Origin of the sequence: Marinobacter sp. NFXS9 (genome assembly GCF_040148665.1) — a bacterium.
GTDB lineage: Bacteria > Pseudomonadota > Gammaproteobacteria > Pseudomonadales > Oleiphilaceae > Marinobacter_A > Marinobacter_A mangrovi.
This window is the reverse complement of record NZ_JAGDDW010000007.1, coordinates 1-23,402: the sequence shown is the minus strand read 5'-3', so window position 1 is coordinate 23,402 and position 23,402 is coordinate 1. Positions and strand designations below refer to the sequence as shown.

General features: G+C 59.6%; 22 protein-coding genes. 10 read left to right on the top strand and 12 right to left on the bottom strand.

The annotated features are described in order from the left end of the window. The first annotated feature begins 104 nt into the window (after window positions 1-104). From rpoH to J3364_RS12170, 5 genes are all read left to right on the top strand, one after another. Window positions 105-971, top strand: coding sequence for an RNA polymerase sigma factor RpoH (rpoH, locus tag J3364_RS12190; protein ID WP_349558613.1), 867 nt, complete (start codon window positions 105-107; stop codon window positions 969-971). Between the two features lie 144 nt (window positions 972-1,115). Further along, window positions 1,116-2,036: an NAD(P)-dependent oxidoreductase gene (locus J3364_RS12185; RefSeq protein ID WP_349558612.1), complete on the top strand. Its 921-nt coding sequence runs from the start codon at window positions 1,116-1,118 to the stop codon at window positions 2,034-2,036. A 3-nt stretch (window positions 2,037-2,039) separates the two neighbouring features. Next, window positions 2,040-2,819: a hydroxypyruvate isomerase gene (gene hyi / locus J3364_RS12180; RefSeq protein ID WP_349558611.1), complete on the top strand. Its 780-nt coding sequence runs from the start codon at window positions 2,040-2,042 to the stop codon at window positions 2,817-2,819. 110 nt (window positions 2,820-2,929) lie between these two features. Beyond that, the gene (locus tag J3364_RS12175) at window positions 2,930-3,610 is read left to right on the top strand and encodes a winged helix-turn-helix domain-containing protein (protein WP_123633755.1); all 681 of its coding nucleotides are present in this window, start codon (window positions 2,930-2,932) and stop codon (window positions 3,608-3,610) included. Then, window positions 3,597-5,090 carry a HAMP domain-containing sensor histidine kinase gene (locus J3364_RS12170; protein ID WP_349558610.1) on the top strand — a complete coding sequence of 498 codons (1,494 nt, stop codon included), beginning with the start codon at window positions 3,597-3,599 and terminating at the stop codon, window positions 5,088-5,090. The genes J3364_RS12175 and J3364_RS12170 overlap by 14 nt, the downstream gene beginning before the upstream one ends. A gap of 24 nt (window positions 5,091-5,114) precedes the next feature. On the opposite strand, the gene J3364_RS12165 is transcribed toward J3364_RS12170, so the two are convergent. The 9 genes from J3364_RS12165 to J3364_RS12125 form a co-directional block, all read right to left on the bottom strand. After that, window positions 5,115-5,348, bottom strand: coding sequence for a hypothetical protein (locus J3364_RS12165; RefSeq protein WP_203142184.1), 234 nt, complete (start codon window positions 5,346-5,348; stop codon window positions 5,115-5,117). A gap of 660 nt (window positions 5,349-6,008) precedes the next feature. After that, a complete protein-coding gene (locus tag J3364_RS12160; protein ID WP_349558609.1) occupies window positions 6,009-7,031 on the bottom strand; it encodes an IS110 family RNA-guided transposase in 1,023 nt (340 codons plus the stop codon). A gap of 171 nt (window positions 7,032-7,202) precedes the next feature. Then, window positions 7,203-8,189, bottom strand: a complete 987-nt coding sequence (locus J3364_RS12155) for an IS110 family RNA-guided transposase (RefSeq protein ID WP_349558608.1) — start codon at window positions 8,187-8,189, stop codon at window positions 7,203-7,205. A gap of 567 nt (window positions 8,190-8,756) precedes the next feature. Beyond that, on the bottom strand, window positions 8,757-9,239 hold the full coding sequence (gene greB / locus J3364_RS12150) for a transcription elongation factor GreB (protein WP_349558607.1): 483 nt from the start codon (window positions 9,237-9,239) through the stop codon (window positions 8,757-8,759). Window positions 9,240-9,286: 47 nt separating this feature from the next. Further along, on the bottom strand, window positions 9,287-10,573 hold the full coding sequence (locus J3364_RS12145) for a sensor histidine kinase (RefSeq protein WP_349558606.1): 1,287 nt from the start codon (window positions 10,571-10,573) through the stop codon (window positions 9,287-9,289). Next, the gene (locus J3364_RS12140) at window positions 10,551-11,243 is read right to left on the bottom strand and encodes a response regulator transcription factor (RefSeq protein WP_502882511.1); all 693 of its coding nucleotides are present in this window, start codon (window positions 11,241-11,243) and stop codon (window positions 10,551-10,553) included. Before J3364_RS12140 ends, J3364_RS12145 begins: the two co-directional genes overlap by 23 nt. Next, on the bottom strand, window positions 11,243-14,389 hold the full coding sequence (locus J3364_RS12135) for an efflux RND transporter permease subunit (protein WP_349558605.1): 3,147 nt from the start codon (window positions 14,387-14,389) through the stop codon (window positions 11,243-11,245). The genes J3364_RS12140 and J3364_RS12135 overlap by 1 nt, the downstream gene beginning before the upstream one ends. Then, window positions 14,382-15,554 (bottom strand): efflux RND transporter periplasmic adaptor subunit, encoded by a 1,173-nt coding sequence (locus J3364_RS12130; protein ID WP_349558604.1) that lies wholly within the window; start codon window positions 15,552-15,554, stop codon window positions 14,382-14,384. Before J3364_RS12130 ends, J3364_RS12135 begins: the two co-directional genes overlap by 8 nt. Then, the gene (locus J3364_RS12125) at window positions 15,551-16,912 is read right to left on the bottom strand and encodes a TolC family protein (protein ID WP_349558603.1); all 1,362 of its coding nucleotides are present in this window, start codon (window positions 16,910-16,912) and stop codon (window positions 15,551-15,553) included. The genes J3364_RS12130 and J3364_RS12125 overlap by 4 nt, the downstream gene beginning before the upstream one ends. 237 nt (window positions 16,913-17,149) lie before the next feature. On the opposite strand from J3364_RS12125, the gene J3364_RS12120 reads away from it, so the two are divergent. Further along, window positions 17,150-17,602, top strand: a complete 453-nt coding sequence (locus J3364_RS12120) for a hypothetical protein (RefSeq protein ID WP_349558602.1) — start codon at window positions 17,150-17,152, stop codon at window positions 17,600-17,602. Window positions 17,603-17,614: 12 nt separating this feature from the next. On the opposite strand, the gene J3364_RS12115 is transcribed toward J3364_RS12120, so the two are convergent. After that, a complete protein-coding gene (locus J3364_RS12115) occupies window positions 17,615-17,920 on the bottom strand; it encodes a site-specific integrase (protein WP_349558601.1) in 306 nt (101 codons plus the stop codon). A gap of 147 nt (window positions 17,921-18,067) precedes the next feature. Continuing rightward, entirely contained in the window at window positions 18,068-18,334 is a 267-nt protein-coding gene (locus J3364_RS12110) for an acyl-CoA-binding protein (protein WP_123636586.1), read from the bottom strand. A gap of 205 nt (window positions 18,335-18,539) precedes the next feature. Between J3364_RS12110 and J3364_RS12105 the strand changes: the two genes are divergently transcribed. The 4 genes from J3364_RS12105 to J3364_RS12090 all read left to right on the top strand — a co-directional run bounded on the left by J3364_RS12105 (window position 18,540) and on the right by J3364_RS12090 (window position 22,568). Further along, window positions 18,540-19,031, top strand: a complete 492-nt coding sequence (locus J3364_RS12105) for a DUF4442 domain-containing protein (protein WP_349558600.1) — start codon at window positions 18,540-18,542, stop codon at window positions 19,029-19,031. Between the two features lie 441 nt (window positions 19,032-19,472). Continuing rightward, window positions 19,473-20,936: an OmpA family protein gene (locus tag J3364_RS12100; protein WP_349558599.1), complete on the top strand. Its 1,464-nt coding sequence runs from the start codon at window positions 19,473-19,475 to the stop codon at window positions 20,934-20,936. Window positions 20,937-21,540: 604 nt separating this feature from the next. Further along, the gene (locus tag J3364_RS12095; RefSeq protein ID WP_349558598.1) at window positions 21,541-22,104 is read left to right on the top strand and encodes a hypothetical protein; all 564 of its coding nucleotides are present in this window, start codon (window positions 21,541-21,543) and stop codon (window positions 22,102-22,104) included. Between the two features lie 233 nt (window positions 22,105-22,337). After that, window positions 22,338-22,568: a hypothetical protein gene (locus tag J3364_RS12090; protein ID WP_349558597.1), complete on the top strand. Its 231-nt coding sequence runs from the start codon at window positions 22,338-22,340 to the stop codon at window positions 22,566-22,568. Window positions 22,569-22,683: 115 nt separating this feature from the next. Here the strand turns inward: J3364_RS12090 and J3364_RS12085 are convergent, their stop codons facing one another. Then, the gene (locus tag J3364_RS12085) at window positions 22,684-23,169 is read right to left on the bottom strand and encodes a hypothetical protein (RefSeq protein ID WP_349558596.1); all 486 of its coding nucleotides are present in this window, start codon (window positions 23,167-23,169) and stop codon (window positions 22,684-22,686) included. Window positions 23,170-23,402: the final 233 nt, after the last annotated feature.

Here is a 23,402-nt window from a genome sequence, read left to right as displayed (position 1 = left end):
TGATATTGAAGGTTTCATCCCTGAAGGCATGGAACTTTCAGGCGACTTGGCGGTCATAACAATGATTGCTATATTAGTGGGTCGCCACGTTGCGGAGGAAAAGCATGGGTACAAGCTTACAGCTGACAGATCGAATGGTTCCGGGTGCGAATCTTGAGGCCTACATCCAGGCCGCAAGCAGCATCCCGATGCTGTCCGCCGCTGAAGAAAAGGAACTGGCCGAACGCCTACATCAGGACAATGACCTGGAAGCGGCGCGTCGTCTGGTTATGTCCCATCTGCGCTTTGTCGTGCACATTGCCCGCAGTTACTCCGGTTACGGGTTGGCCCAGTCGGATCTGATCCAGGAAGGCAACGTCGGCCTGATGAAGGCCGTCAAACGCTTCAATCCGGAATACGGGGTGCGTCTGGTGTCGTTTGCCGTGCACTGGATCAAGGCCGAGATTCACGAGTTTATCCTGCGCAACTGGCGCATCGTGAAAGTTGCGACCACCAAGGCACAGCGCAAACTGTTCTTCAACCTGCGCAGTCAGAAGAAGCGCCTGGCGTGGTTGACGCACGACGAACTCAACCGGGTTGCCGAGGATCTGGGCGTCGAGCCCAAGGTCGTGCGCGAGATGGAAGGCCGTCTGGCCTCACAGGACACTGCGTTCGACGGTCCGATGGACGATGACGACGATAACGCCTATCAGGCGCCGGCCTATTATCTGGAAGACCGTCGCAGCGATCCGGCCAAGCAGCTGGAGCAGTCCGACTGGACCGAGGACTCCAACAGTCGCCTGATGAGCGCGCTGTCCGGCCTCGATGAGCGCAGCCAAGACATTCTGCGTGAGCGTTGGTTGAGCGAAAGCAAGTCCACGTTGCATGAGCTGGCGGACAAGTACGGCGTGTCTGCCGAGCGGATTCGACAGCTTGAAAAGAACGCGATGAAGAAGATCCGGTTGCAGATGGGTGAGCCAGAGGCCGCCTGATCCGTACGCGGTCTGAACTGAAAAACGCCACGGCCGTGATGGTCCGTGGCGTTTTTGTTTATGGGGGCAACCCGTGCCCGTCGGCAGAGTCCCCCGCAATCCGTTATCATCGGGATTTTTCCACTGCCCGGAAAGCCCGTTGCTATGACCCAACCTCGCATTGCCTTCCTCGGAATTGGCCTCATGGGGGCGCCCATGACCGAGAACCTGCTTCAGGCCGGTTACCCCATGACCCTTTGGAACCGCACTCGCAACAAGTGCGATCCCTTCGCCGAGCGCGCCACCATCGTAGACTCCCCAACAGACGCTGTCGCTGAAGCGGACATTGTCATCACCATGCTGGAAAACGGCCCGGTGGTGGACGACGTGCTGGTGAACCAGGGCGTGATCGATGCGCTGCGGCCGGGCAGCATCGTGATTGATATGAGTTCGGTACAACCATCGCTGGCCCGAGACCACGCCGACCGCTGCCTGGCGTGCGATACGGGCTACCTGGATGCACCGGTGTCCGGGGGCACGGTCGGGGCAGAAGCGGCCAGCCTGAGCATTATGGCCGGAGGCGAGGCGTCAACGCTGGACCAGGTCCGCCCGGTTCTGGAGCGTTTGGGCAAGGTCACCCACATCGGCCCGGTTGGCAGCGGGCAACTGGCGAAGCTGGCCAACCAGGCGATCGTCGGCATCACTATCGGCGCGGTATCAGAGGCGCTGATGCTGGCAGCCCGGGGCGGGGCGGATCCGGCTGCGGTGCGCGAGGCCCTGATGGGCGGGTTTGCTGGCAGCCGCATTCTGGAGCTGCACGGCCAACGCATGATCGACCGCCGTTTTGACCCGGGCGCACCTTCGCGCATCCAGCTCAAGGACATGCGCATGATCCTCGACGAGGCCCGCGCGGAGAACCTGACCCTGCCACTGGCCCAGTGCACCCACGACGAGTACCTGTCCCTGATCGCCAATGGCCAGGGCGAAGCGGACCACAGCGGCCTGTTGCTGGCGCTGGAGCATCTCAACGGCGTGCAGATGTCCGATCCGGACCTGCCGCCACGGGCCAAAGCCAACCGGGAGTAAACCATGCCACGTTTCGCCGCCAACCTGACCCTGCTGTATACGGAGCTCCCTTTCCTGGACCGCTTTGAAGCAGCCGCATCGGACGGCTTCCGGGGCGTCGAGTACCTGTTTCCCTACGAGTGGCCCGTTCATGAATTGCAGGCCCGCCTGAAGGACCATCGGTTGACCCAGGTACTGTTTAACCTGCCCCCCGGTGACTGGGCCGCCGGGGAGCGGGGCATCGCCTGCCTGCCGGACCGGGTGGATGAGTTCCGTGAGGGCGTGGCCCGGGCACTCGACTACGCCGGGGCACTGGAATGCACGCGCCTGAACTGCCTGGCGGGCATCAAACCCGTCGGTCTGGATGACGGGGTGGCGCGGGATACCCTGGTGGCCAACCTGCGCTGGGCGGCGCAACAGCTGGCGCCGGCCGGGATCACCCTGACGGTGGAAGCCATCAATTCCCGGGTGGACATGCCCGGCTTCTTCCTGGACACGGCCGAGAAAACCCTGGCCATGATTGAGGCGGCGGGTGAACCGAACATGGCCTTGCAGTATGACCTTTACCACATGCAGATCATGTCTGGCGATCTGATCCGATCGCTGGAGCGCTATTTACCCGACATTGGCCATATCCAGTTCGCCGACAATCCCGGGCGCCACGAGCCCGGCACCGGTGAGATAAATTTTGACAGAATTTTCAGTACCCTGGACGAAATAGGCTATAGTGGGTGGGTCAGCGCGGAGTACCACCCCAGCGGCGCCACTTCGGCCAGTCTGTCCTGGCTGGGTGCGTCGTCATGAGCTGACCGTCGCCATTTGCGACACCCTCTTACAAGATGTTAACTGGCTGTTTAATGTAGCGGTTCGTACTCTGTAGTCATTCCATTCACGCATTGCGGGAGGCCTGACCGGTGAGAGCGCTGGTAATTGAAGACGATCATGATGTAGCAACTTACCTCGTCAAGGGACTGAAGGAGTCCGACTTTGTCGTCGACCATGCGGCTGATGGCAAGGACGGGCTGATGCTGGCAGCGAGCGAAGACTACGACATCATGATTGTCGACCGGATGCTGCCGGGCATGGACGGTCTGAACATCATCAAGACGGTACGGGCCACCGGTAACAGCGTGCCGGTGTTGATCCTCAGTGCCCTGGGCGACGTGGACGACCGCGTGGAAGGTTTGCGCGGCGGTGGTGACGACTACCTGACCAAGCCGTTCTCGTTCACCGAACTGCTGGCCCGGATCGACGCCCTGGTGCGCCGAAACCGCCAGTCACCGGAAACAGAAACCGTCCTACGCGTGGCGGATCTGGAAATGGACCTGCTGGCCCGTACAGTCAAGCGTTCCGGTCAGAACATCGACGTCCAGCCCCGGGAATTCCGACTGCTGGAATACCTGATGCGCAACGCCGGCCAGGTGGTCACCCGGACCATGCTGCTGGAGAAGGTGTGGGACTATCACTTCGATCCCCAGACCAACGTGATCGACGTCCACATCAGCCGGCTGCGCGCAAAGATCGACAAGGAATTCGATACGCCGTTGCTGCAAACGGTGCGGGGCGCAGGATACATGTTGCGTGAAGATACTTAGTCAGCTTAAAACCTCTACCTTTCAGCTGGCCCTGCTTTACATGGTGGTTTTTGCCACCTCCGTATTCCTGTTGCTGGCCTTTATCTACTGGCGAACCGCCGGTTTCATGACCGAACAGACGGATGAAACCATCGAGGCGGAAATCGCCGGTCTGGCCGAGCAGTACCGGGGCCGTGGCGTCAACGGCCTCATCACCATCATCCGGGAGCGGGTGGCCCGGGATCCCAACGCCAAATCCCTCTACCTGCTGGCCACCGACGATTATCTCAAGCTGGCCGGTAATCTCAGTACCTGGCCGGAAGAAGCCCAGATCCAGAACGGCTGGATCAACTTCACCCTGGACGACAAAGTGGGCTGGAAAGGCTCCGAGCGCCTGGCCAGGGCCCGTGTGTTCGAAGTGCAGGGCGGCCTGCGCCTGCTGGTCGGGCGCGACGTCCAGGAACTCACCACCCTCAAGCGCCTGATCGAACGTGCCATCAATTGGGGTATGGGCATTACCCTGGCACTGGCTTTATTGGGCGGCTTCATGATGAGCCGCAGCACCACCAAACGCATCGAGGTGATCAACGCCATCTCACGGCGGATCATGAACGGTCACCTGTCCTTGCGGATACCCACACGCGGCACCAACGATGATTTCGACCAGCTGGCGGACAACCTCAACCAGATGCTCGACCGCATCGTCTACCTGATGGAAGGCATCCGCCACGTCTCTGACAGCATCGCCCACGATCTGCGTACGCCGTTGACCCGTTTGCGCAATCAGCTTGAGAACACGCTGATGGCAGTGGACAACGACGAAGCCCGTGATCAGGCGGCCAAAGCCGTGTCGGAAGCCGATCAGCTACTGGCGACCTTCAACGCCCTGTTGCGGATTGCCCGCCTGGAAACCCGTGGCAACGCGGCCGACAAAACCGTCATCTCCCTCGGCGAACTGGTGGCCGATGCCTGCGAACTCTATGAAGCGGTGGCCGAAGACAAGGATCAGGCCTTCGAGCAGGCCATCAGCATGGAAGTGAAGATCGAAGGGGATCGCGACCTGCTGTTCCAGATGGTCAGTAACCTGATCGACAACGCCATCAAGTACACGCCGGAACAGGGTGATATCCGCGTGGCGGTGGAAGAGCTGGAAGGCGAAGCGGTTCTGGAAGTGAGCGACAGCGGCATCGGTATCCCGGACAGTGAGAAGGACAACGTCTTCCAGCGCTTCTATCGGGTGGGCAAGAGTCGGTCGTTACCCGGCAATGGCCTCGGCCTCAGTCTGGTCAGTGCGGTGACGGAGATTCACCAGGGGCGCATCGAGTTGAGTGACCGCCGGCCCGGCGAGGAAAATCCCGGGTTGCGTGTGCAGGTCTTCCTGCCGCTCTATCGTCCGATTCGGGGCAAGGCGCTGCGGGTTCAGGAGCAGGCCTTGCAGGCCGGTGCGGTGGAGACCGACGAGAAAGAAGCCCAGCAGGAGTCCAGCCTCTCGCAGTCGTGAGCGGCCGGACTCGCGCCCGCGTGATCAGATGCGCGCCAGGCCCCGGGCACGGTTAACCAGGCCTTCGACACGGCGGATCTGGCTGCCGTAGCGCGCCTGCAGGCTGTCCCATTCCCCTTCCAGGTGTTTCTGCTCGGCCATGGCCAGCGCAATCAGCGTATGGCGGTTCACCTTGCTGGTGACGCCGTACTGATCCAGTCGGTAGCCCACTGCATCCAGCCCGTTCAGGGCCATGTCGATCGCTTTTTTCACATTCATCCGGGTGCACCTCGTATTACTGTGTGTCGTCGCCGTTCAGCCTCAACAGCTGGCGGGCAGCGCTTTCATACCTGTGCGCAGAATCTAGGGCGGGTTTCTAGAATGCTCAACCTAGAATGGCCAAAAAGTTCCCGGTCGACCCCTTAAAAAAGTGTAATTGCGGGGCCACTTGGGTGTAACCCCGAATGTGCAGAATAGAAAGTGTCGAGTAAGACAATATCTGAGACGCCAAGCGCTTCAGGTATTGTTCCCTCCAGCACAGCGCTAGCCTTAACCCCGCAATTTGCGGGGTTTTTTTATGGCCGGGAAAAGGTTAATGCGTGCGTGGCCGATGGGAAATAGTAAGGCAGCCTGACGGCTGCTCCGAAGCTGAAGCGTCGTATATGGTCCCCTCCCTGTTGGTCACTCCCCCAGGTCAATGAAGAACGGTTGCATTCGCATATCCGGCCTCATCGTGGAAGCGTTCTGGCTTCCGGGCCCTCATGGGTTCCGCTCATCCTCAACTCCTATACAGCTACTCGGACTCGTTCGGTCCGGACGCTTCATCAGTTTTCAGAGGATGTCGGCTTGGCCGCTCACCATGATCTCAGGGAGATCGCAAACCCGGTTGAGTACTCGTTTGGTTGTTAATCGGTGCGTTCGTGTTGTCCGACCATGGTTTCAGGCCGGCGCGTAAGCCGTATCGCCCTTGACCAGAGCCAGGGCAATCCGCGCATTCTTCGCCGCCAGTGCCACGGCCACCACGTTATGGGGCCGGCGGTGCAACAGCCCCCGCAACCAGGCCGAACGGGCGTCGTCCTTGCCCGTCAATCGCTGTAAGGCCGCGCGCGCCCCATGTACCAGAAAGCGCCTCAGCAAACCGTTTCCTGCCTTGGTAATGCTGAGCAATCGCTCCTTGTCTCCACTGGAGTGTTGACGGGGCGTCAGCCCCAGATAGGCGGCAAAGTCCCGGCCACACTGAAACGGCTTGGCATCACCGATCAGCGCTCGCAGCAAGGTGGCCGTCAGGGCGCCCACACCTTCGATCGCCTGTAGACGCTGGCAGGCCGGGTCCTGGCGCGCCACCGACTCGATGCGCCGGGTCAGGCGCTCAATGCGCACCTCCAGCTCCCGGTACTCGTCGTAAACCTCGGCCACGGTCTCCCGGAGCAGCATCGGCAAGGCGTTCTCGCCATCCTCCAGGATCTCGGGCACGGCTTCCCGAAAGCGCTTTCGACCCAGGGCGATGCTGATGCCTTGTTCCAGCAGAATCGCCCGCGTCTGGTTGATCAGGCGTGTCCGCTCCCGAATCAGGCGTTCGCGGACATGGTGCAGCCCCAGAACCGCCTGTTGCTCGGCGGTCTTCTGCGGGACAAACCGCATCTTCGGGCGTTGCACCGCTTCGCAGATGGCCTCAGCATCCCGGGCGTCGTTCTTCTGGCCCTGCCGGTACGGCTTGACGAGCGAAGGCTTCATCAGCCGCGGCTGGTAGCCCAGCTTCTCCAGTTCCCGGGCCCAGTAATGGCAGGTGCCGCAGGCTTCCATGCCAACGACGCAGCCTTCCACACGGTCCAGCGTCGCGAACCACTGCAGCAACTGGTGGCGTTTCAATGACCGATTCAGAAGCCGATGCCCATGCTCATCAACGGCATGGACTTGCAATGTGCGTTTTGCAATATCGAGCCCAATTACTGACACTGTCATTGGCCCCCTCCTTATGGCTCTCGTTGAATTGTTCGCACGATCAACCATGGCACATCGATGCCGAAGAGTGGGAGGGGACCATCCCATCAGCTACATTTCGGTGTCGACTCGAGCAGGTAGCAGATGCTTTGGGGCCGTAGATACCATCTGTCCCTACAGTCCTCAATGGGCTTACGCTGCCCACTGAGGATCGTAGCCTTGCTGGTGCTTCAGCACGCCGTAGGCCATCTGCACCAGTTTCCGCATAGCGGCGCCTAAGGCGCTCATCTTGGCTTTGCCTCGCGCCAGCAGCCGCTGGTAGTGTCCTTTGATCCGCCTGTTGTGCCGAGTCGCCACAATGGCTCCCATATAGAGTTTGGCGCGTAAACGCCCATTGCCGGCTTTGCTCATCACGGGGCGCTTGTGGACGGATGTTCCGGAATCACGCATCAACGGCACCAGGCCGGCGAACGCGGCGGGTTCACTGGCATGGCGGAAGTCTCGACTGCGCAGCATGGCCGTCAGTTCGGCCGACAGGACGCGGCCAATACCCGGAATGCTCTTCAGCAGCTCTCGGTCGTTCTTCAACCCCGGGTGATCGTCAAAATGATCATCCACCTGCCGCTCCACCCGGTGCCGCTCCTCTTCCAAGGTCTGGATCATCTTGCGGATAGAGTCCTGGACCGCCTTGGACGCGTCCTGGATCTGTGCCTTTTCCTGGCGGTTGTACTCACGCTGGATGTCCGTATCCAGGGCATCCAGGCGGCTCAGCAGCGCTTTGAGTTGGCGAACTTCGAAGGGCTCCGGCTGCCACGGCTGGTGGGCACGGCTGTCGAGGAATCGGGCCAGGATGATGCTGTCCCGCTTGTCTGTCTTCGAGCGCCGCCCCAGGCTCTTGCCGAACTCGCTCACCCGGTGCGGGTTGCTCACATACACCGTCATGCCGGCGCCATACAGGGCATAGGCCAGGGCCTCGTGATACACCCCGGTGGCCTCCATCATCACGTGGATCGACTCCGGTGCCTGTCCGGTTTGCTTGCACAGCCACTGGATGAGCTCTCCAAAGGCCGGCTTGTCGTTCCCAAAGATCCGAGTCTTCAGCTTGAGGGTGTTCGGATCTCTCAGCCAGCAGACGTCCAGTTTATTCTTGCTGACATCAATACCAATCTGTGCCGTCATATCGTCATCTCGCCTTGTACATGCAGCCTCTCTGGCGTGGCCAGGGACTCGGATACCATTCAGAGTGCGATAAAGAGGAAGCCGGGTTACATCTACAACGCAGGGTCTATGCCCTCAGGTTGGGCGCTATATACCCGGCTTCCAAGTGAACTCTGGTAGCTAGCCAAAGTTCATGGACAGATACAAGGTTGGGCTGACGCAGGAAGCCCAACAACACGTGGGCTCCGAACGTTCCTATAATCGCAGACATGCCTGTAGCAAGGGGTCTCAAAACTGGCTTGGCGACGATTGAATTGGCCGCAAACCTGGCTTGTTGGGCTTCCTGCGTCGGCTCAACCTACATGGCTGTTGACGCCCACGATTCGGAATGTCACCTCGATGAGTCCCTAAACCCAGGCGACCGCCCCAAAGGCCAGATCGAAACCAATGGATGCCATCGCTGGAGCCGAGGACAGGATGTCCTCATCGCATGAGCGGCCATGGACGGCCCTCTTAGGCGACGGAAGCGGTGGTATCCATTGGTTTCAGACTCCAAGGCGGCTTTTTATAAGGACGCGAGCCCCTCAATCACTCCAAATCCTGCACATACTCGATCTCCGTAATCACCCAATACGCGGGCCCCTTCGGCGTGCGCACTTCCACTTCGTCGTCCACCTCTTTCTTGAGAAGAGCGCGAGCCATGGGCGTGTCGATGGAGATGTAGTCCTTGCGGTCGAAAATTTCATCGTAGCCGACGATGCGGAAGCGGCGGGTTTCGCCGTCTTCGTTCTCGACGCTGACCCAGGCGCCGAAGAACACCCGGCCTTCCTGCTCCGGGGCGTAGTCGACCACGTTGAGCTCGGCCAGCGAGCGACGCAGGTAGCGCACCCGGCGGTCGATTTCCCGCAGCAGCTTCTTGTTGTACTGGTAGTCGGCGTTCTCGCTGCGGTCCCCGAGGCTGGCGGCCCACTGCACCTTGCGGGTGATCTCGGGCCGATGCTCGCGCCAGAGGTAATCCAGTTCTTTCTGCAGGGCGTTGAAGCCTTCGCGGGTGATCAGTTTTGCGCGCATACCCTCTCGTATCCCGGAGCTGTGACGATGCGCTCCAGTCTACCAGATCAACCCGTGCCGACAGTGCCCAAGCGCAGGGTGACCCGGTGACCGCCCGGTGCCGGGTCGTTCCGGTAGGACCAGCCCAGGCGCTCCGTGAGTTGCGCCGTCAGCTGCAGTCCCAGGCCGAAACCGAGATCGTCGTTGGCGTCCTCGTCGCTGGCCTGGTGGTTGTCGATGTGCACCGTGTCGCCCTGCTGGCGGATACTGACCTCGCCGGCCCAGGTGTGCTGGAAAGCGTTGCGGATCAGGTTGCCGATGACCACCCGGGCCGCCACGTGCGGCAGATCGAGAGCGGTAGGCTCGGTCTCCACCGTCAGCGTTACGTCCTTGTCCCGCAGCAGGTAACGGTGTTCGCTCACCAGTTCGCGGATCAGGGTGTCCAGGGACAGGGTGCGGGTCGGCAGATTTTCCGGCTCGTCCCGACTCAGCCACAGCAGCGTCTCGGTCAGGTGCTTCATGGTCAGGCTGGCGCGGTCGACCCGGTCGATGATCGGGCCCAGGGGGGAGTCGCTGGCTGGCCCTTTCTCGGGCGGCAGTGAACGGATCAGCTCCACGTTGTTGCGGATCACGCTGATGGGCGTGCGCAGTTCATGGCTGGTGTGGCGCAAGAAGCGGTGCTCCCGTTCCAGATTCTCTTCCAGGGACGACAGGCTGGAGCGGACCAGGCCGGCGAGCTCGTTGAGTTCCGGATACCGAAAGTCCGGGACCGGTTCGCGCAGGGTGTCGGTATTGAGGTCGTGTGCCCACTGCCCCAGCCGGCTCACGGGTTTGGAGACGCTTCTAAGCACCAGCCAGAGGATCAGGACCAGTGCCAGTGCCGAACCGATGCTGATGGTCAGCAGGCTGTTCAGGTTGTCGTGAATGATGGTGCCCACCAGATCGGAAACGGATTTCCGGGAAATCTCATGGGTAATGAACAGATCGCCGTCGGCCTCGGGAAAGCGCATGGCGAAATAGAGTCGGCCGTGCTGCTTGCCCTTGATGCGCTCCACGCGGGCCTTGAGCAGCGTGCGCGCCGGTTCGGGAGGCTGGCCGAACGCCGACTGGACGGCGGAGGGCTGTTCGGCCCAGCGCCGGGTGATGGTGAATCCTTCGATTTCAGGTCGTGTCAGGCCCTGCTTCGCTTCGGTCTCGTAGCGCTGGACCGCGTGTTCCATGGATCCCACCAGGAAACTGTCCATCCCCAGCATGAAGTAGTGCGCCGCCAGCATGGAATAGCCCGCCACCAGCAGGACGCCCAGAGCCAGGAAAATCGCCGCCAACTGCCATTTAAGCCGGATTTTCCGGATCATCGCCGCCCTCCCGGATCATGAAGCCGCGCCCGGCAACCGTATGGATCAGTGGCGTTGCGTGGCCGTGATCCACCGTCTTGCGCAGGTGATGCATGTGCACCTTGAGGCTGTTGCTGTCCGGTGGCTCGTCGCCCCAGACGGCCTGTTCCAGCGCCTGGCGAGTGACCACCGACGGCGCGGCGCGCAGCAGGGTTTCCAGCAGACGCCAGCCGGTAGGCGACAGCTTGAGGGGCTGTCCGCTACGGGTCGCCTGCTGGGCGGTCAGGTCCATCTCCAGATCCCCACAGCGCAGGCGCTGGACCTGTCCGCTGCGGCGATGGGCGAGGGCGCGGATGCGCACCAGCAACTCCTGCAGCTCGAATGGCTTGACCAGGTAGTCGTCGGTGCCGGACTCGAAACCTTCCACCTTGTCCGCCAACTGGTCCCGGGCGGTGAGCATCAGGATGCTGGTGTCGTCCCCGCTGCGGCGTACTTCGCGGCAGACCGACAGCCCGTCCATGCGCGGCAGGTTCAGGTCCAGCAGGATCACGTCGTAGCGGTTGGTGCGGATCAGCTGGAGGCCGGCCACGCCATTGCTGGCGTGGTCGCAGCGGATCTGCTGAATCTCCAGGTACTGGACGATGGTCATCGCCAGGTCCTGGTCGTCCTCCACCAAAAGTACGCTGAGCATTATGCCGGGGCCTCGTCCGTCGGTTGCCGGTTGCCGAACCAGCCTGCGATCCGCTCCTGCAGGTCCGTCTGGATGCGCAACAGGACCGGGATCAGGATCAGGGTAATGAATGTCGCGAACAGGATACCGTACGCCAGCGACACCGCCGCCGGAATCAGGAACTGCGCCTGGCGCGAGGTTTCCCCCAGCAGCGGCATCAGCCCGGCAAAGGTGGTGGCCGAGGTCAGCAGCACCGCCCGCATCCGACTGGTGGCGGATTCGACAATCGCCTCTTTGCGATCCATCCCTTCCCGTCTCAGGTCATTGTAGCGTGACACCAGCAGCAGGCTGTCATTCACCACCACGCCGCTGAGCGCGATGATGCCGTTGAGAGACAGGATGCCCAGCGACAGGTCGTTGATCCAGTGGCCCAGCAGCGCGCCGACGATGCCGAACGGAATCGCGGTCATGATCAGTAGCGGCTGGACATAGGACTTCAGCGGAATCGCCAGCAGCATGTAAATCACCAGCATCGCCACCAGGAACACTTCCGTCATGGACGATTGGGTTTCCTGCTGCTGCTCCGCCTCACCGGCGAAGTAGACATCGACCCCGGGGTACTGGCTCTTGATTTCCGGCACCACATCGCGCTTCAGCAGGGCGACCAGCTCCGTCGAGGACAGCGCATCCTTGTTGACGTCGGCCGTCAGGTACACCGCCCGCTTGCCGTCGATGCGGGTGATGGTGTCGCGGGTATAGCCCAGCGACACCTTGGCCACGCTGGACAGCGCCAGCGCTGTGCCGTCCGGCGCCCGTACGTTGGACTGCAGGACATTGGTGATGGACTGGCGGTCGGCCGCCGGGAAGCGGACCTTGACCTCTATCTCATCGTTGTTGCGCTGGTAACGCTGGACCACCTGGCCCTGGAAACCCTGCATCACCTGCTGGGCCAGGTCGTCCGTGGTCATGCCCAGCGCCCGGCCCTGGGGCGTGAGCGACAGGCGTAGCTGCGGCTGGCCGGGCTGCATGTTGTCCTCGATGCCGCTGACCGAGGGAATGTCCGCCAGTTTGGTGCGGAACAGGGCGCCGGCCCGGGTCAGCAGACTGTCGTCGTTGGCGCGCAGCTCCACCCGCAGGGCATCGACGCTGTTGCGGTGGCTCTGAATGCTCAGGGAGCGCACGCCTTCCGGGTTGCCGGCCAGGGTGGTCCATTCCCGGGTGAACTGCTTCAGATCGTAGGGCGCGTCGGCGATCAGTTTCACCGTCACCTTGCCGGACTGGTCGCCGGAGGAGGTGACCTGCAGGTGCTCGATGCCGCTGTCGCCGGTGTTGTGGCGCAGCTCCCGGTCCGCCTGATACGCCGAATCTTCCAGCTCCGCCAGGGCCTTGTGGGTCAGGCCGTAGCTGGCGTCGTTGTACAGGGCAACCTGGGCCCGGGCGGTGTCGCCGGAAATGTCCGGGAAGAAGCTCATGCGAATGGTGCCGTCGAACGGCATCGCCATCACCAGGATCAGCACCGCCATGAACAGCATCACCGTGGTGTAGCGGAATGTCAGCGCCAGCTTGATCAGTGGCCGGTAGAACCGCTCGGTGAACAGACTGAGGGCACCGGACGCTGCGCCCTGGATGCCGCCCCAGACCCGGGCCGGCAACGCCCTCGACGGCTCGCCCCGGGTTTTCAGGTGGGCCAGGTGAGCCGGCAGGATCAGCTTGGATTCGATGATCGACAGCACCAGGCACAGGCTGACGACCGCCGCAAACTGCGCATAAAGCTTGCCCAAGCCGCCCTGGATCTGCGACAGCGCAAAGAACGCCACCACGGTCGTGAACACGCCGAACAGGGTCGGTACCGCGACGCGCAGGGTGCCCCTGATGGTGTTGCGCAGGGTGTCGCCCTCGGCCTGTCGTACCGAGTAGACGCTTTCACCGACCACCACGGCGTCGTCCACCACAATCCCCAGGGCCATGATGAAGCCGAAGGTGGTGAATTCGTTGAGCGTTAGCCCCAGGAAGCTGTCGCCCATGAAGTAGAGGGTGCCGAAGAACACGAACGGCAGGCCCATGGCGACCCAGAAGGCGACCCGCAGGTTGAGGAACAGCGCCAGCAGGCCGAACACCAGCGCGATGCCGAACAGGGCGTTGTCGATCAGCAGCTGCAGCCGCTCGTTGATGGAGGTGCTGCGGTCGTACCAGGTGGCCAGTTTGATGCTCTCCGGCAGCTTGCCCTCGTCCCGCCACTGCTGCACCACGTCACGCGCGCCGTTGACCGAGTCGGAAATGTCGTCGGTGCCGGTGGTGATGATCTGCAGGGCAATGCTGTCCTTGCCATCGAAACGGGACAGGGTCGAGGTGGTGTCGTCGAAGGTGTCGCGGATCTGGGCCACATCCCCCAGCAGGATGCGGTCGCCGCTGGCGGTCGTGATCAGCGGGATATTGGCAAAGTCTTCTTTCAGATAGGCCTGCTCGGAGGCTTTGAGCTGAAGGTACAGATCCTGGTCACGCAGGACCGCTGTCATCGCGCTGCTGGAGCCGGCGTTCACCGCATCTTCCACGTCGGACAAGGTCAGGCCGTAGGCCTGCAGGTGGCCCTCGTCGATCTCGATGGCCATCATCGGATCCAGCCAGCCGGAAATGGACACCCGGCTGACGTTGTCGTTGGCGAGCAGGTCGCTCTTCAGACTGTCCGCCAGGTGCTGCAGGGTGCGCCGGCTGGCGTCGCCGTAGAGCTGGATCCAGAGGGCGTGCTCTTCCCGTTCGTCCTTGCTGATGACGGGTTTATCGGCTTCCGATGGGAAGTTGTTGATGGCGTCCACCTTCGCCTTCACGTCCCGTAGCAGCGTATCCAGATCGTAGTCGGATGTTTTCTCCACCGTGACCGTGGTGCCGCTGGACGTGGACGAACTGGTGATCGAGTCGATGCCGGTGACGTCTTCCAGCGCGTCCTCGATCTTGATCGCCAGGCCTTCCTCGGACTGCTGCGCCGAGCCGCTGTTGTAGCTCACAGAGATGGACAGGCTGTCCGGCTCCATGCTCGGGAAGGCCTCTTTCTGCAGCGAACCCAGGGCGATGGCACCGAGGGCAATCACCAGCACCATCAACAGGTTGGCGGCAACCGGGTTGCGGGCGAACCAGGGAATGATGCCCCGCTCGAGGGATGGATCAGACATGGCTGTTCTCCTCGACCGGATTCACGGCCATGCCTTCGACGTAGCTGCTGAGCGGCTGCCTTACCACCCGCTCTTTTTCGACGGCCAACGCTTTCGGCGGCACGATGTAGATGGCGCCGTCGCTGGCAAATCGCGGTTCGGCGGCGAAGCTGGCCAGGGTGTTGTCGTCGGTGACGTACCAGATCTCGCCGCTCTGGCTGAGGGCGGTGGCCGGCAGTTTCCACAGGCCGTCGACATCGCGTCCGGCGACGGTGGCCTGCAGGAACGTGCCGGGAAACAGGGCCGGGGACTGATTGAAGGGGGCGTCGACGGCAATGACCAGGGACCGTTGGCGGCTGGTGTCGTCCAGATGCTGACGGGCTCGAATGATGCGGCCGCTCCAGTGCTGGCCGGTTTCAATGTTGGTCAGGGTGGCGGGCCACTGGCCGCCGGTCAGCAACCGCTGGTCCGGCAGCTGGTTCCATTCTTCGGCGGACAGACTGACGCTGATTTCTACCCGGTCGGTACTGACCAGGGTGGCCACTTCGGTGCCGGACTGCACATAGCTGCCCGGCGCCACGCTGCGATCGGTGATCAGCGCATCGAACGGCGCCACGATGCGGGTCTGGTTAAGGTTGTAGCGGGCGGTATCCACCGCTGCCCGGGCCTCAGCAACGGCGGCCTTTGCGGACGCCAACTGTGGTTTGCGCAACACCAGCGGGGAGTCCGGTTCCCCGGACAGGCCGGAGGCCTTCCATTCCGCAACCGCCTGCTCACCCCGTCGCTCTTCCTCCAGCAGGTCGACCCTGGCGCTGGCCAGGGTGCTCTGGGCGCTCGCCAACGCTTCCCTGTAACTGCTGGCCTCCACTTCGGCCAGGAGATCGCCCTTGGCCACGCGGTTGCCCCCTTCGAATTCGCCGGTGATGTCGTCGATCTGACCGGACACCTGGGCATTCAGGGTGAGCTGGTAATGGGCGCTGGCCGCGCCAAAGGCGGAGATATGGGCGGCGTAGGTGCCCGGTTCCACCGACACCACGGACACGTCCGCCCGCTGGACCGGCGTTTCCGGCTTGGTGAATGGCCGGTCGGCGAAGGCCTGGGCCTGGTCGTGGATGTAGAAAATAACGCCCGCGACGACCACCAGGGCTGCGGTCAGCGGCAGGCTGCGGATGAGTTTGCGCTTCATGAGTTCACTCCCAGTCCCAGTGCCAGTCCCAGGTCAATCCGGTTGGCCAGGCGTTGATAGATCAGATCGTCGAGTTGGGCCTTGAGGTCGTAGGTCTGCTGCTGGACTGACAGCAGGTCGAGAATGTCCACCAGGCCGGCGCGGTAACTGGCGCGGTATTGCTCCAGCGTGCTTTCCTGGCGCTCGAGCGCATCCGCAATATGCTGCTGGCGGCGGGTCAGGGACTGTTCCAGGCCCAGGTAATCCTCCACTTCGTTGACCGCGTCCAGGAGGGTCTCGCGATAGGCCTGGAACAGCTGCGCGCGTTCGTACTCGGCAGAATCGGCGGCGGCCCGCAGTTCGCCACCCTGGAACAGAGGCGCCGTCAGTTGGCCCAGCAGGCTCCAGGCCGGATCGGTCAGCAGGGCTTGGGCCGGCGAATCGGCCACGTCTTTCAGGGCGGCTTCCAGGCTGATGCTGGGCAACAGGTTCTTGTAGGCGGCGCTGACCCGGTAGTCCTGCGCTTCGATGGCGTGGTAGGCGGCGATCAGGTCAGGACGCCGCTGCAGGGTCTGGGTCGGCAGATCGGCCAGCGGGGTGAGCACGGCTGGGTAGTCGCCCGGAACATCGCTGCCGGTGGACGGCACCTGGCCGAGCAGGGTCTTCAGGGCCCGTTCCTGCTGGGCCAGCGTTTCCCGATCGTTTTCCAGGGTGGCGCGGGCGCTGGCGGAGGAGCTGCGGGCACTGTCCAGGTCTTCCAGCGTGCCCAGGCCGTTCCGGTACCGCTGCTTGATCAGCGTTTCATTGTTTTCCAGGGTGGCCAGGCGTTCCTGCTGAATGCGGATGGCGTGTTTCTGGGCGATCAGCGCCAGCCAACTGCTCATCACGTCCGCCGCGAGGCTGTCGCGGGCGGACTGGTAAAGGGCGGCCTGTTCTTCCACATCCTTGCCGGCGGCGGCGGTCCGATCGGCGATTTTCTGCCATAGGTCGGCTTCCCAACTGACCGTTAGCGAGCCCGTGTAGCTGGCGTCGCTGTCTTCTTCATCGCTGGCAGAAAAGCCGGCTTCCAGGCCCGGCAGGCGATCGGCGCCGGTTTGCTTGAGCTCGGCTTCCCGGATGCGCAGGGTCAGCAGGGTCTGCTGCAGGCTCGGGTTGGCGGCCAGCGCCTGCTGCACCAGCGTGTCGAGTGCGTCGGACTGGATCAGGTCGGTCAGTGCGGTGATCTTTTGACCGTTCGTGGGCTGGGACCAGGCTGGCACCTGTTCGACCAGCGTCTGGGTCCGTTCCGTGTAGTCGGGGTTGTCGCCGCGGATGGCGCAACCGGTCAGGGTGGTCGCCAGGACGATCGCCATCAGGCAGGGGTATGTGGGATGCGCCACGGTAACGGGACTCCTCGGGCTATCGGGCGGTTTCGGATAGGGTGAGGGTATCGAAGCGGGGGTTAACGCCGGGTTAAGGCGGGGTGTGATCGGCATCGGTGATAACCGTCACAAAACGGGCGAATAATTAAAACTGCTGCTTTAATTGGCGATAAACTGTCCAATTATTGTCGTCGTGACGCCGTAGGAGACAGTCGCCACGCGACCTCAATCTACATCGGTTCCAGGGATTTGGCCATGTTATCCGCCCGCTGTCACAAATTGCTTGCCCGCGCCTTCACGCTGTCGCTTCTTGTGACGGGCTTGGCCCATGCGCAGCAGGAAGGCGCCGACCAGCAGGCCCGTGATGATTTTGGCTATGAGGAGCGGTCCACGGTCAAGACCATCCCGTTTGAATCGCTGGACTCCGAGACCCTGTCCAATACCGCCATCGAAGGCGGGCTGGCGGCCCCGGCCGCCGGCGTGCCGGCACGGCCGGTCAGCAGTCCGGACGACGATTACTACCTGGACCCGCTGGCGCTGCAACCGCGCGACGACCGCACGGATCTGGGGCGCCACGAGATTCCTGCCGAAATCCGCTTCAGTGCGCCCAAGGAAGTCCCCGGGCAAACGTTCGGGAACAACTACGTGATCCGCCCGCCGGAAAACCGCACCTACGACAGCTTCAACACCAACGTTCAGGGGCGGTGAGGCAACGCCGGGTCAGCTGGCGGCACTCACGGTATTCTGTCCCACCACTTCCTCATAGAAAAACGCCAGTGCCTGGCGTGCCTGGTTGAGGCGGGCCTGGGACACGCGCATGCGCTCCTGCAGATACCCCAGGAAAAGCTGTTGCTCACTCTCGCCCAGTTCGGCGGGATCGCGCAGATCGTGGAACAGCATGTACCGGGTGATCCAGTGCAGGTACGTCTGCTCGGTGCGGAGGTTAAGTTTGTGGGTCTGGATGGCGCGACGAACGCGCGACAGCAGGCCGGACTGACTCTGGTCCAGCGCTTCGGTCATGCTCATGAAAGATTACTCGCAGTACGACGTGTGTTCTTGTTGTTAGAGTGCGCGCATTCTATGACAGGCGTTTGAAAGATTCACGTGTGGAAAGGCCAAAATGAGGGGTAGCCGGCGCCACAAGGCCCTGTGACGCTGGCTATGTGACTGGAATCAGCCGTTTTTCAGGGATTCCAGACGATCAATATATTTTTGCATGGCCTGTTCGCTGGACATGCCCTTCACCTCTTCCCAGGCGTTGTACTTGGCGCGACCCACCACGTCCAGCATGCCGGGCTTCTTGCCGCTCACGTCACCTTCGGTGGCCTGCTTGTAGAGTGCGTAGAACTCCAGCTTGAGCTCGTTGGACGGCTTGAAGTCGCCCTCGGCGGTCTGGATGTAGTTCACGGCTTCGTCGAATTGTGTCTTCAGATCACTCATGCTTGTCCCTTGGTTTTCAAATGGCATACCGTTGAAGAACGAGTATAACCGCCCCGAATCGGCCTGTTCTATGGCCGTTTTGTTCCCCTCCAACGCCGGATGGGCTAATGTCGCATCTGGTTTTCAAACCAACCACACAGAGGCTCCGTGAAGAGCCCGAAAACAAACGCCCACAGAGGCGTTTTCAGACACTGGAGATCCACCCATGAAAGCAAACAATCGATTGCACGGCATCGTCAATCGCATCAACCGGCTGCCGGGGTTTGCCCGGTCCCGTGCGCTGTCGCTGTTTTTCGGCAAGGCGGTCCCGTTTACCGGCACCGTGGGCATTCGCATTGAAACCCTGGATGAAAATCGCTGCGTGATCAGTCTGGCCAACAAGCGTCGGGTGCAGAACCACATTGGCGGTGTGCATGCGGTAGCGTCTTTGCTGTTGGCGGAATCGGCGACCGGCTTCCTGGTCGGGCTTAACGTGCCGGACGACAAGGTGCCGGTCATCAAGACCGTCCGTGCCGACTACACCAAGCGCGCCAGTGGCGACATGCGGGTCGAGGCCAGCGTGTCGCCGGAGCAGCAACAGCGCATGCGCGAGGACGACAAGGGTGAAGCGCCGATCCAGGTCACCATCCACGACGCCGAGGGCAAGGAGCCCATCACCATCGAGATGATCTGGGCCTGGACGCCGAAGCGGCGTTGAATGGATCGCTGAAAAGTAGTATCGAAATTAGAGTTTTTGATGACAGTTGTGAATTTTCAAGAAATTGTCAAAAGAAGGTGCCGACAAGCTCTCTCTTTGACGGAGTGCGGTTTGTCTTTGTGGGTCTGGTTGGATTGCCGCTGCTAGATCAAGGGGAAGCATCGGATTTAACCAAGCTGGGCGGTAACTGCGAGATTCTGAATACAAGTCGGACCTGCTTTTGACCATCTGCGATCAGTCGCTACTGACTTGATTTCCATCTGAGGTTTGATGTGGATGCGTAGCTTTCGATTTCTGCAGGAGTCAAAAAGGTGTTGACAGTGGTCTGATTGGCTACTAAAAAACGGCACCGGTGGGATTTCGGCCGCCGGTGCCAGTGAGGAAAGCCTCAAAGTGCCCGCCCGGATTAGTTGGCTGCTAGTAATTGAATAAGGAATGTTCATGATCATAAGAACCCTCGCAGTGTTATGTCTTTGCCTGATTACGCTGTGGGCCTCTGCCAATCAGACAGACCATCCCCTCATAAGTCGGTATCCCGGTGCAGAAATCAAAGACTGGCGCTATACCGAGTATGAGCGGGTTGAGCTCCCATCGGGGCCGGTCGGTGAAGAGGGCCGCCTTGACGTTGATTCACTTGTGGGAAACTTCACAGGAATAACATATGAAATCGAGGGTGTTTCGACATTAAAAGTGTTCGAGAATTACAGAAAAGCGCTTCAGAATGTCGGATCGACTATGGTTTCAGTTTGTCGGTTAGCAGAGTGCGGTGATAAGGACCACGGATTGCTTGATCTGGCTTCAGGTGTATTGGGTTATGTCGGCAATTACTTTAACAAACCATATTATATTCGGGCGAAACTGGACAGCCCGAAAGGCGACATTCAAATAGGGCTCTTTATAGGTGGCTTTGACGGCGATGTGCAAGTGCAGCAGATTGTTGTTGAGGAGGTGCCTCTGCAAAATGGGCTCATCGATGTCAATGATGGCTATATCAAGGATCCGGTAGAGTCAGCGCCTCCAATCGATCAGCGTACTTCCAGGGAGAAGGCGCAGGACCATCCTATGATAGCTCGATTTCCGGGGGCAAGCCTCAGCCGGGCCCGGAACATTGAATATGAAAAAATTGCACTACCGGTCAGCCGATTAGGTTCGGAAGGTGTTGCTCCCGTTGAGCTTAATTTTACTGGAGATATCCATCAGTACACTTACGAAGTTGAGGGCGTTTCGACGTTGAAGGTCTATCAGAACTACCTTAGAGCGGCGAAAAATCTTGGCTTCTCGGTGAAGTTTTCCTGTGAGCGTAGGGCCTGTGGCGGCGAGCAGGAATCCATTGAATTAGCTGAGCGTCTCGCAGTCGATCACGATGTCGAGAACTTTTACAGAAAACCGTATTATTTTGTGGCGACTCGGGACACGGCTCAAGGACGTATTGCCATAGCAGTATATGTGGGGGGCTTCGAAGGTGATGCATGGATTCAGCAAGTCATTGTAGAAGAAAAGGGGGCAGAAACTGATCTGGTTAAAGTTAATGCAGACATTCTCTACGAGAAAATAGAGCAAACCGGAAAAGCACTGATTTATGGAATATACTTTGACATTGATTCGGCCACCATCAAGCCCAAGTCTGATGAGGCTCTCCAAGCCATCTCAGACCTCCTCGGCTCTCATCCGAAGTTAAACCTCTATGTGGTCGGTCACACCGATGACACGGGTGATAGCGACTACAATCTGACCTTGTCCTCGCGTAGGGCTGCTTCAGTCGTTAATGCGCTGAAAACTAAATACGATGTGGATTCGGACCGCCTGAGACCGGCTGGTGTTGGGCCCTATTCTCCAGTGAGTGATAACGGATCAGATTCTGGGCGAAGGCTGAATCGGCGGGTTGAGTTGGTTCGGCGACTTTGAACCCTATTCGACGATCAGAGCGAGCATTGTGTGCGGTGCTCGAACCTTAGGAAAGTGCGCCTTAGCTAGATCAATCTCGTTCAGGCTCTGCTTTGCTGCGCTTGCGTGGAGGGGGATGAAAATTGGGGGCAGGCTGCGCTATGTTTAAAGACGGTAGTGATGGTTATCAGGCTACGGGAGTAATAGTGCATAAGAATGATGATCGATTGTTGGTGAAAAATGGAAGTACGGAAGTCATCTTGGATTTCAAGGGTCCGTTAAATAATGAATGCGATTAGTTTTCGTCAAAATAAGCGGGTGTCTCACGATATAACCACTGAGGTAGCGTTCTGCTGGCTCCCACTCTGGTGAGGTAGCTCACAGAGGAGTATCTTCTCTTGCTTTTATAAAGCGACTCAACGTACTGGAAGATAGCGGGCCAAGTCCTCGTGATCGACTCGAAACACTCGGCGCAGATCAGCTCTGGAAAGTGGTCGATGCACTTATTCAAAGAAAGTACTCGAAATTAATTGACGAACGCTTCTATTCATTCGATAGAATCGTTTTGCAGATTCAGAAAAATCCATTCATTGGAAGAAACGACAATGTCTACAAGGAGGTAGTTATGCAGCACTTTAAGCCGTTTACAGTTGAGCATCGAGGAATACTTGCTTCAATTTTCCTGATTTTTGCAAGCCTGTTTCTGACGGGGATGGCGCAGGCAGCGCCATTGACTGATGAGAAGGTTCAATCTTTCATCGATACTAAAGAAGAGCTTAGGAGCTTTAGTGACGCTTATCCTGGTCTTGAAGAGGCTTCAGATAAAGAGCGGGATATGACCCGTCCCTTCTCGAGCGTATTGGGTTCACTGGATGCATACCCTGGTGCCCGTGGTGAGTTGGAAGCTATCGTAGAAAAGCATGGTTTCGATAGCGTTGAGGAATGGGCAAAAACAGGCGATCGTATTGTGATGGCTGAGTTGGCGATAAATTATAAAGATATGACGGAGGATAACCGGGCTATGATGGACAGGATGATGAGCGCCGGCAATAATCAGAACGTATCCGCCCAAGCTCTGCAGATGGCTCGGCAGGCGAAAGCGCAGATGAAAGCTATCGATACTGTCCCTGACGAAGATATCCAGGCGGTTCGGCCGTTTATGAAGCAACTGGACCCGGAAGAATACTAGTCGTTACGTCCTGCGCGACGGATTCATCAATCCCGTCGCGCTGAAGTGTATTAGGGGCGAAGTTTCATGTTTCAATTAGCTGTGCTGGCGGCGTGTTATCCGGACGGTTCGGGAAACAGGTAATGAATCCAGTATAAAGCCCTTCACGAGGTTTACCGAGGCGGTGGCGCAACGTTCAGTCAGGCGCGGCACAAACCGCTTTCATGCCAACTGGTCGTTCCTGTGAGCAGCTTATGGGCATGGTCGATGTTAACGCGCTGGCGATTGAGGCCAACGCCTCCTTGCTAACCAGCGTCACCGAGGAAGCGGCCTGCGTCCTGTGGTCGGATGATGGCGCAGCACTGATGAATGCTGACAGCTATGTGATGCAGTGTGAGCTTGCGATCCTTGGGCCTACAACTTGTCGCTTCCACTCATGGGCGATGGACGGCAAAGCCATCGGATTTGCAGCGTTGATTCCCTAGGGCAGTCCAGATCAAACCTGAAGGCCTTTATCATTAAGTGCACGCCAAAGCCCTATACGTTAGAATAGGGCCGCATCGACTATTTAGGCCAGACAGCCTCATGACACAACTGCTTTTATTTTAACAACAAGCCATCGCAGTCATCATCCACCGGAGATTTGTAACTCAAAAGGGTTAGTGTGGTTCCATTTTTCGCCATCATTTGATCTTCATTTTCATATACCAGAACACCAACGGCCTGATGATCTGCATTACCATTTTTATAAATAGCACAGCTTGGCACCCCCTCCATCTCAGCCTCTTTAACACTTAAATATTCAGGCGACTTCAGCTTAGCTCTATAAAAATCGCACACCTCATCTACTGTATGCTTGGTTCTCATTCCTACTATACAGCTGCCAGAGCCAAAAGCTGAGTTTATGAAAACACCTCCAGGCGGAGGTGGCAGGGGCACCTCAGATGCCTCGGGCATTTTTACCTCTACAAACACTTCTTTAAGCGACGTACCATCAGCAAGCACCCCCCACTCAGCATAGGGGGCGGCCGCCACAGGCACGGAAACGACCATTGCGAAAGCAATTAATGCGCTGGGAATCTTCATCATACTCTCCACGCAAACCTGGCAGAGCAATGCCTAACCAGGTTTGATCCAGTTGAAGCCGGACGTCGTTACATCAAATTACTTCTGGTTTCCGTCATAGTAATTTGTCGCCCCTGCAAAAGTAAAAACCTGAACAAAGGCAATGAGTTGGCCTGACTTCGGGGTATAATATCCATCATAAATCTCCCCGTTTCGTCCAAAAACCGGAAGAAAGCCCCATGATCCCACGGGAT

Excerpts from the sequence above, each read along its gene's own strand:
- J3364_RS12140 (WP_502882511.1), bottom strand. The coding sequence starts at position 11,243 with ATGCTCAGCGTACTTTTGGTGGAGGACGACCAGGACCTGGCGATGACC.
- J3364_RS12110 (WP_123636586.1), bottom strand. The coding sequence starts at position 18,334 with ATGAGTGATCTGAAGACACAATTCGACGAAGCCGTGAACTACATCCAG.
- J3364_RS12115 (WP_349558601.1), bottom strand. The coding sequence starts at position 17,920 with ATGAGCATGACCGAAGCGCTGGACCAGAGTCAGTCCGGCCTGCTGTCG.
- J3364_RS12095 (WP_349558598.1), top strand. The coding sequence starts at position 21,541 with ATGCAGCACTTTAAGCCGTTTACAGTTGAGCATCGAGGAATACTTGCT.
- rpoH (WP_349558613.1), top strand. The coding sequence starts at position 105 with ATGGGTACAAGCTTACAGCTGACAGATCGAATGGTTCCGGGTGCGAAT.
- J3364_RS12135 (WP_349558605.1), bottom strand. The coding sequence starts at position 14,389 with ATGTCTGATCCATCCCTCGAGCGGGGCATCATTCCCTGGTTCGCCCGC.
- J3364_RS12155 (WP_349558608.1), bottom strand. The coding sequence starts at position 8,189 with ATGACGGCACAGATTGGTATTGATGTCAGCAAGAATAAACTGGACGTC.
- greB (WP_349558607.1), bottom strand. The coding sequence starts at position 9,239 with ATGCGCGCAAAACTGATCACCCGCGAAGGCTTCAACGCCCTGCAGAAA.
- hyi (WP_349558611.1), top strand. The coding sequence starts at position 2,040 with ATGCCACGTTTCGCCGCCAACCTGACCCTGCTGTATACGGAGCTCCCT.
- J3364_RS12105 (WP_349558600.1), top strand. The coding sequence starts at position 18,540 with ATGAAAGCAAACAATCGATTGCACGGCATCGTCAATCGCATCAACCGG.
- J3364_RS12145 (WP_349558606.1), bottom strand. The coding sequence starts at position 10,573 with ATGATCCGGAAAATCCGGCTTAAATGGCAGTTGGCGGCGATTTTCCTG.
- J3364_RS12085 (WP_349558596.1), bottom strand. The coding sequence starts at position 23,169 with ATGAAGATTCCCAGCGCATTAATTGCTTTCGCAATGGTCGTTTCCGTG.
- J3364_RS12165 (WP_203142184.1), bottom strand. The coding sequence starts at position 5,348 with ATGAATGTGAAAAAAGCGATCGACATGGCCCTGAACGGGCTGGATGCA.
- J3364_RS12160 (WP_349558609.1), bottom strand. The coding sequence starts at position 7,031 with ATGACAGTGTCAGTAATTGGGCTCGATATTGCAAAACGCACATTGCAA.
- J3364_RS12120 (WP_349558602.1), top strand. The coding sequence starts at position 17,150 with ATGTTATCCGCCCGCTGTCACAAATTGCTTGCCCGCGCCTTCACGCTG.
- J3364_RS12100 (WP_349558599.1), top strand. The coding sequence starts at position 19,473 with ATGATCATAAGAACCCTCGCAGTGTTATGTCTTTGCCTGATTACGCTG.
- J3364_RS12185 (WP_349558612.1), top strand. The coding sequence starts at position 1,116 with ATGACCCAACCTCGCATTGCCTTCCTCGGAATTGGCCTCATGGGGGCG.
- J3364_RS12090 (WP_349558597.1), top strand. The coding sequence starts at position 22,338 with ATGGGCATGGTCGATGTTAACGCGCTGGCGATTGAGGCCAACGCCTCC.
- J3364_RS12130 (WP_349558604.1), bottom strand. The coding sequence starts at position 15,554 with ATGAAGCGCAAACTCATCCGCAGCCTGCCGCTGACCGCAGCCCTGGTG.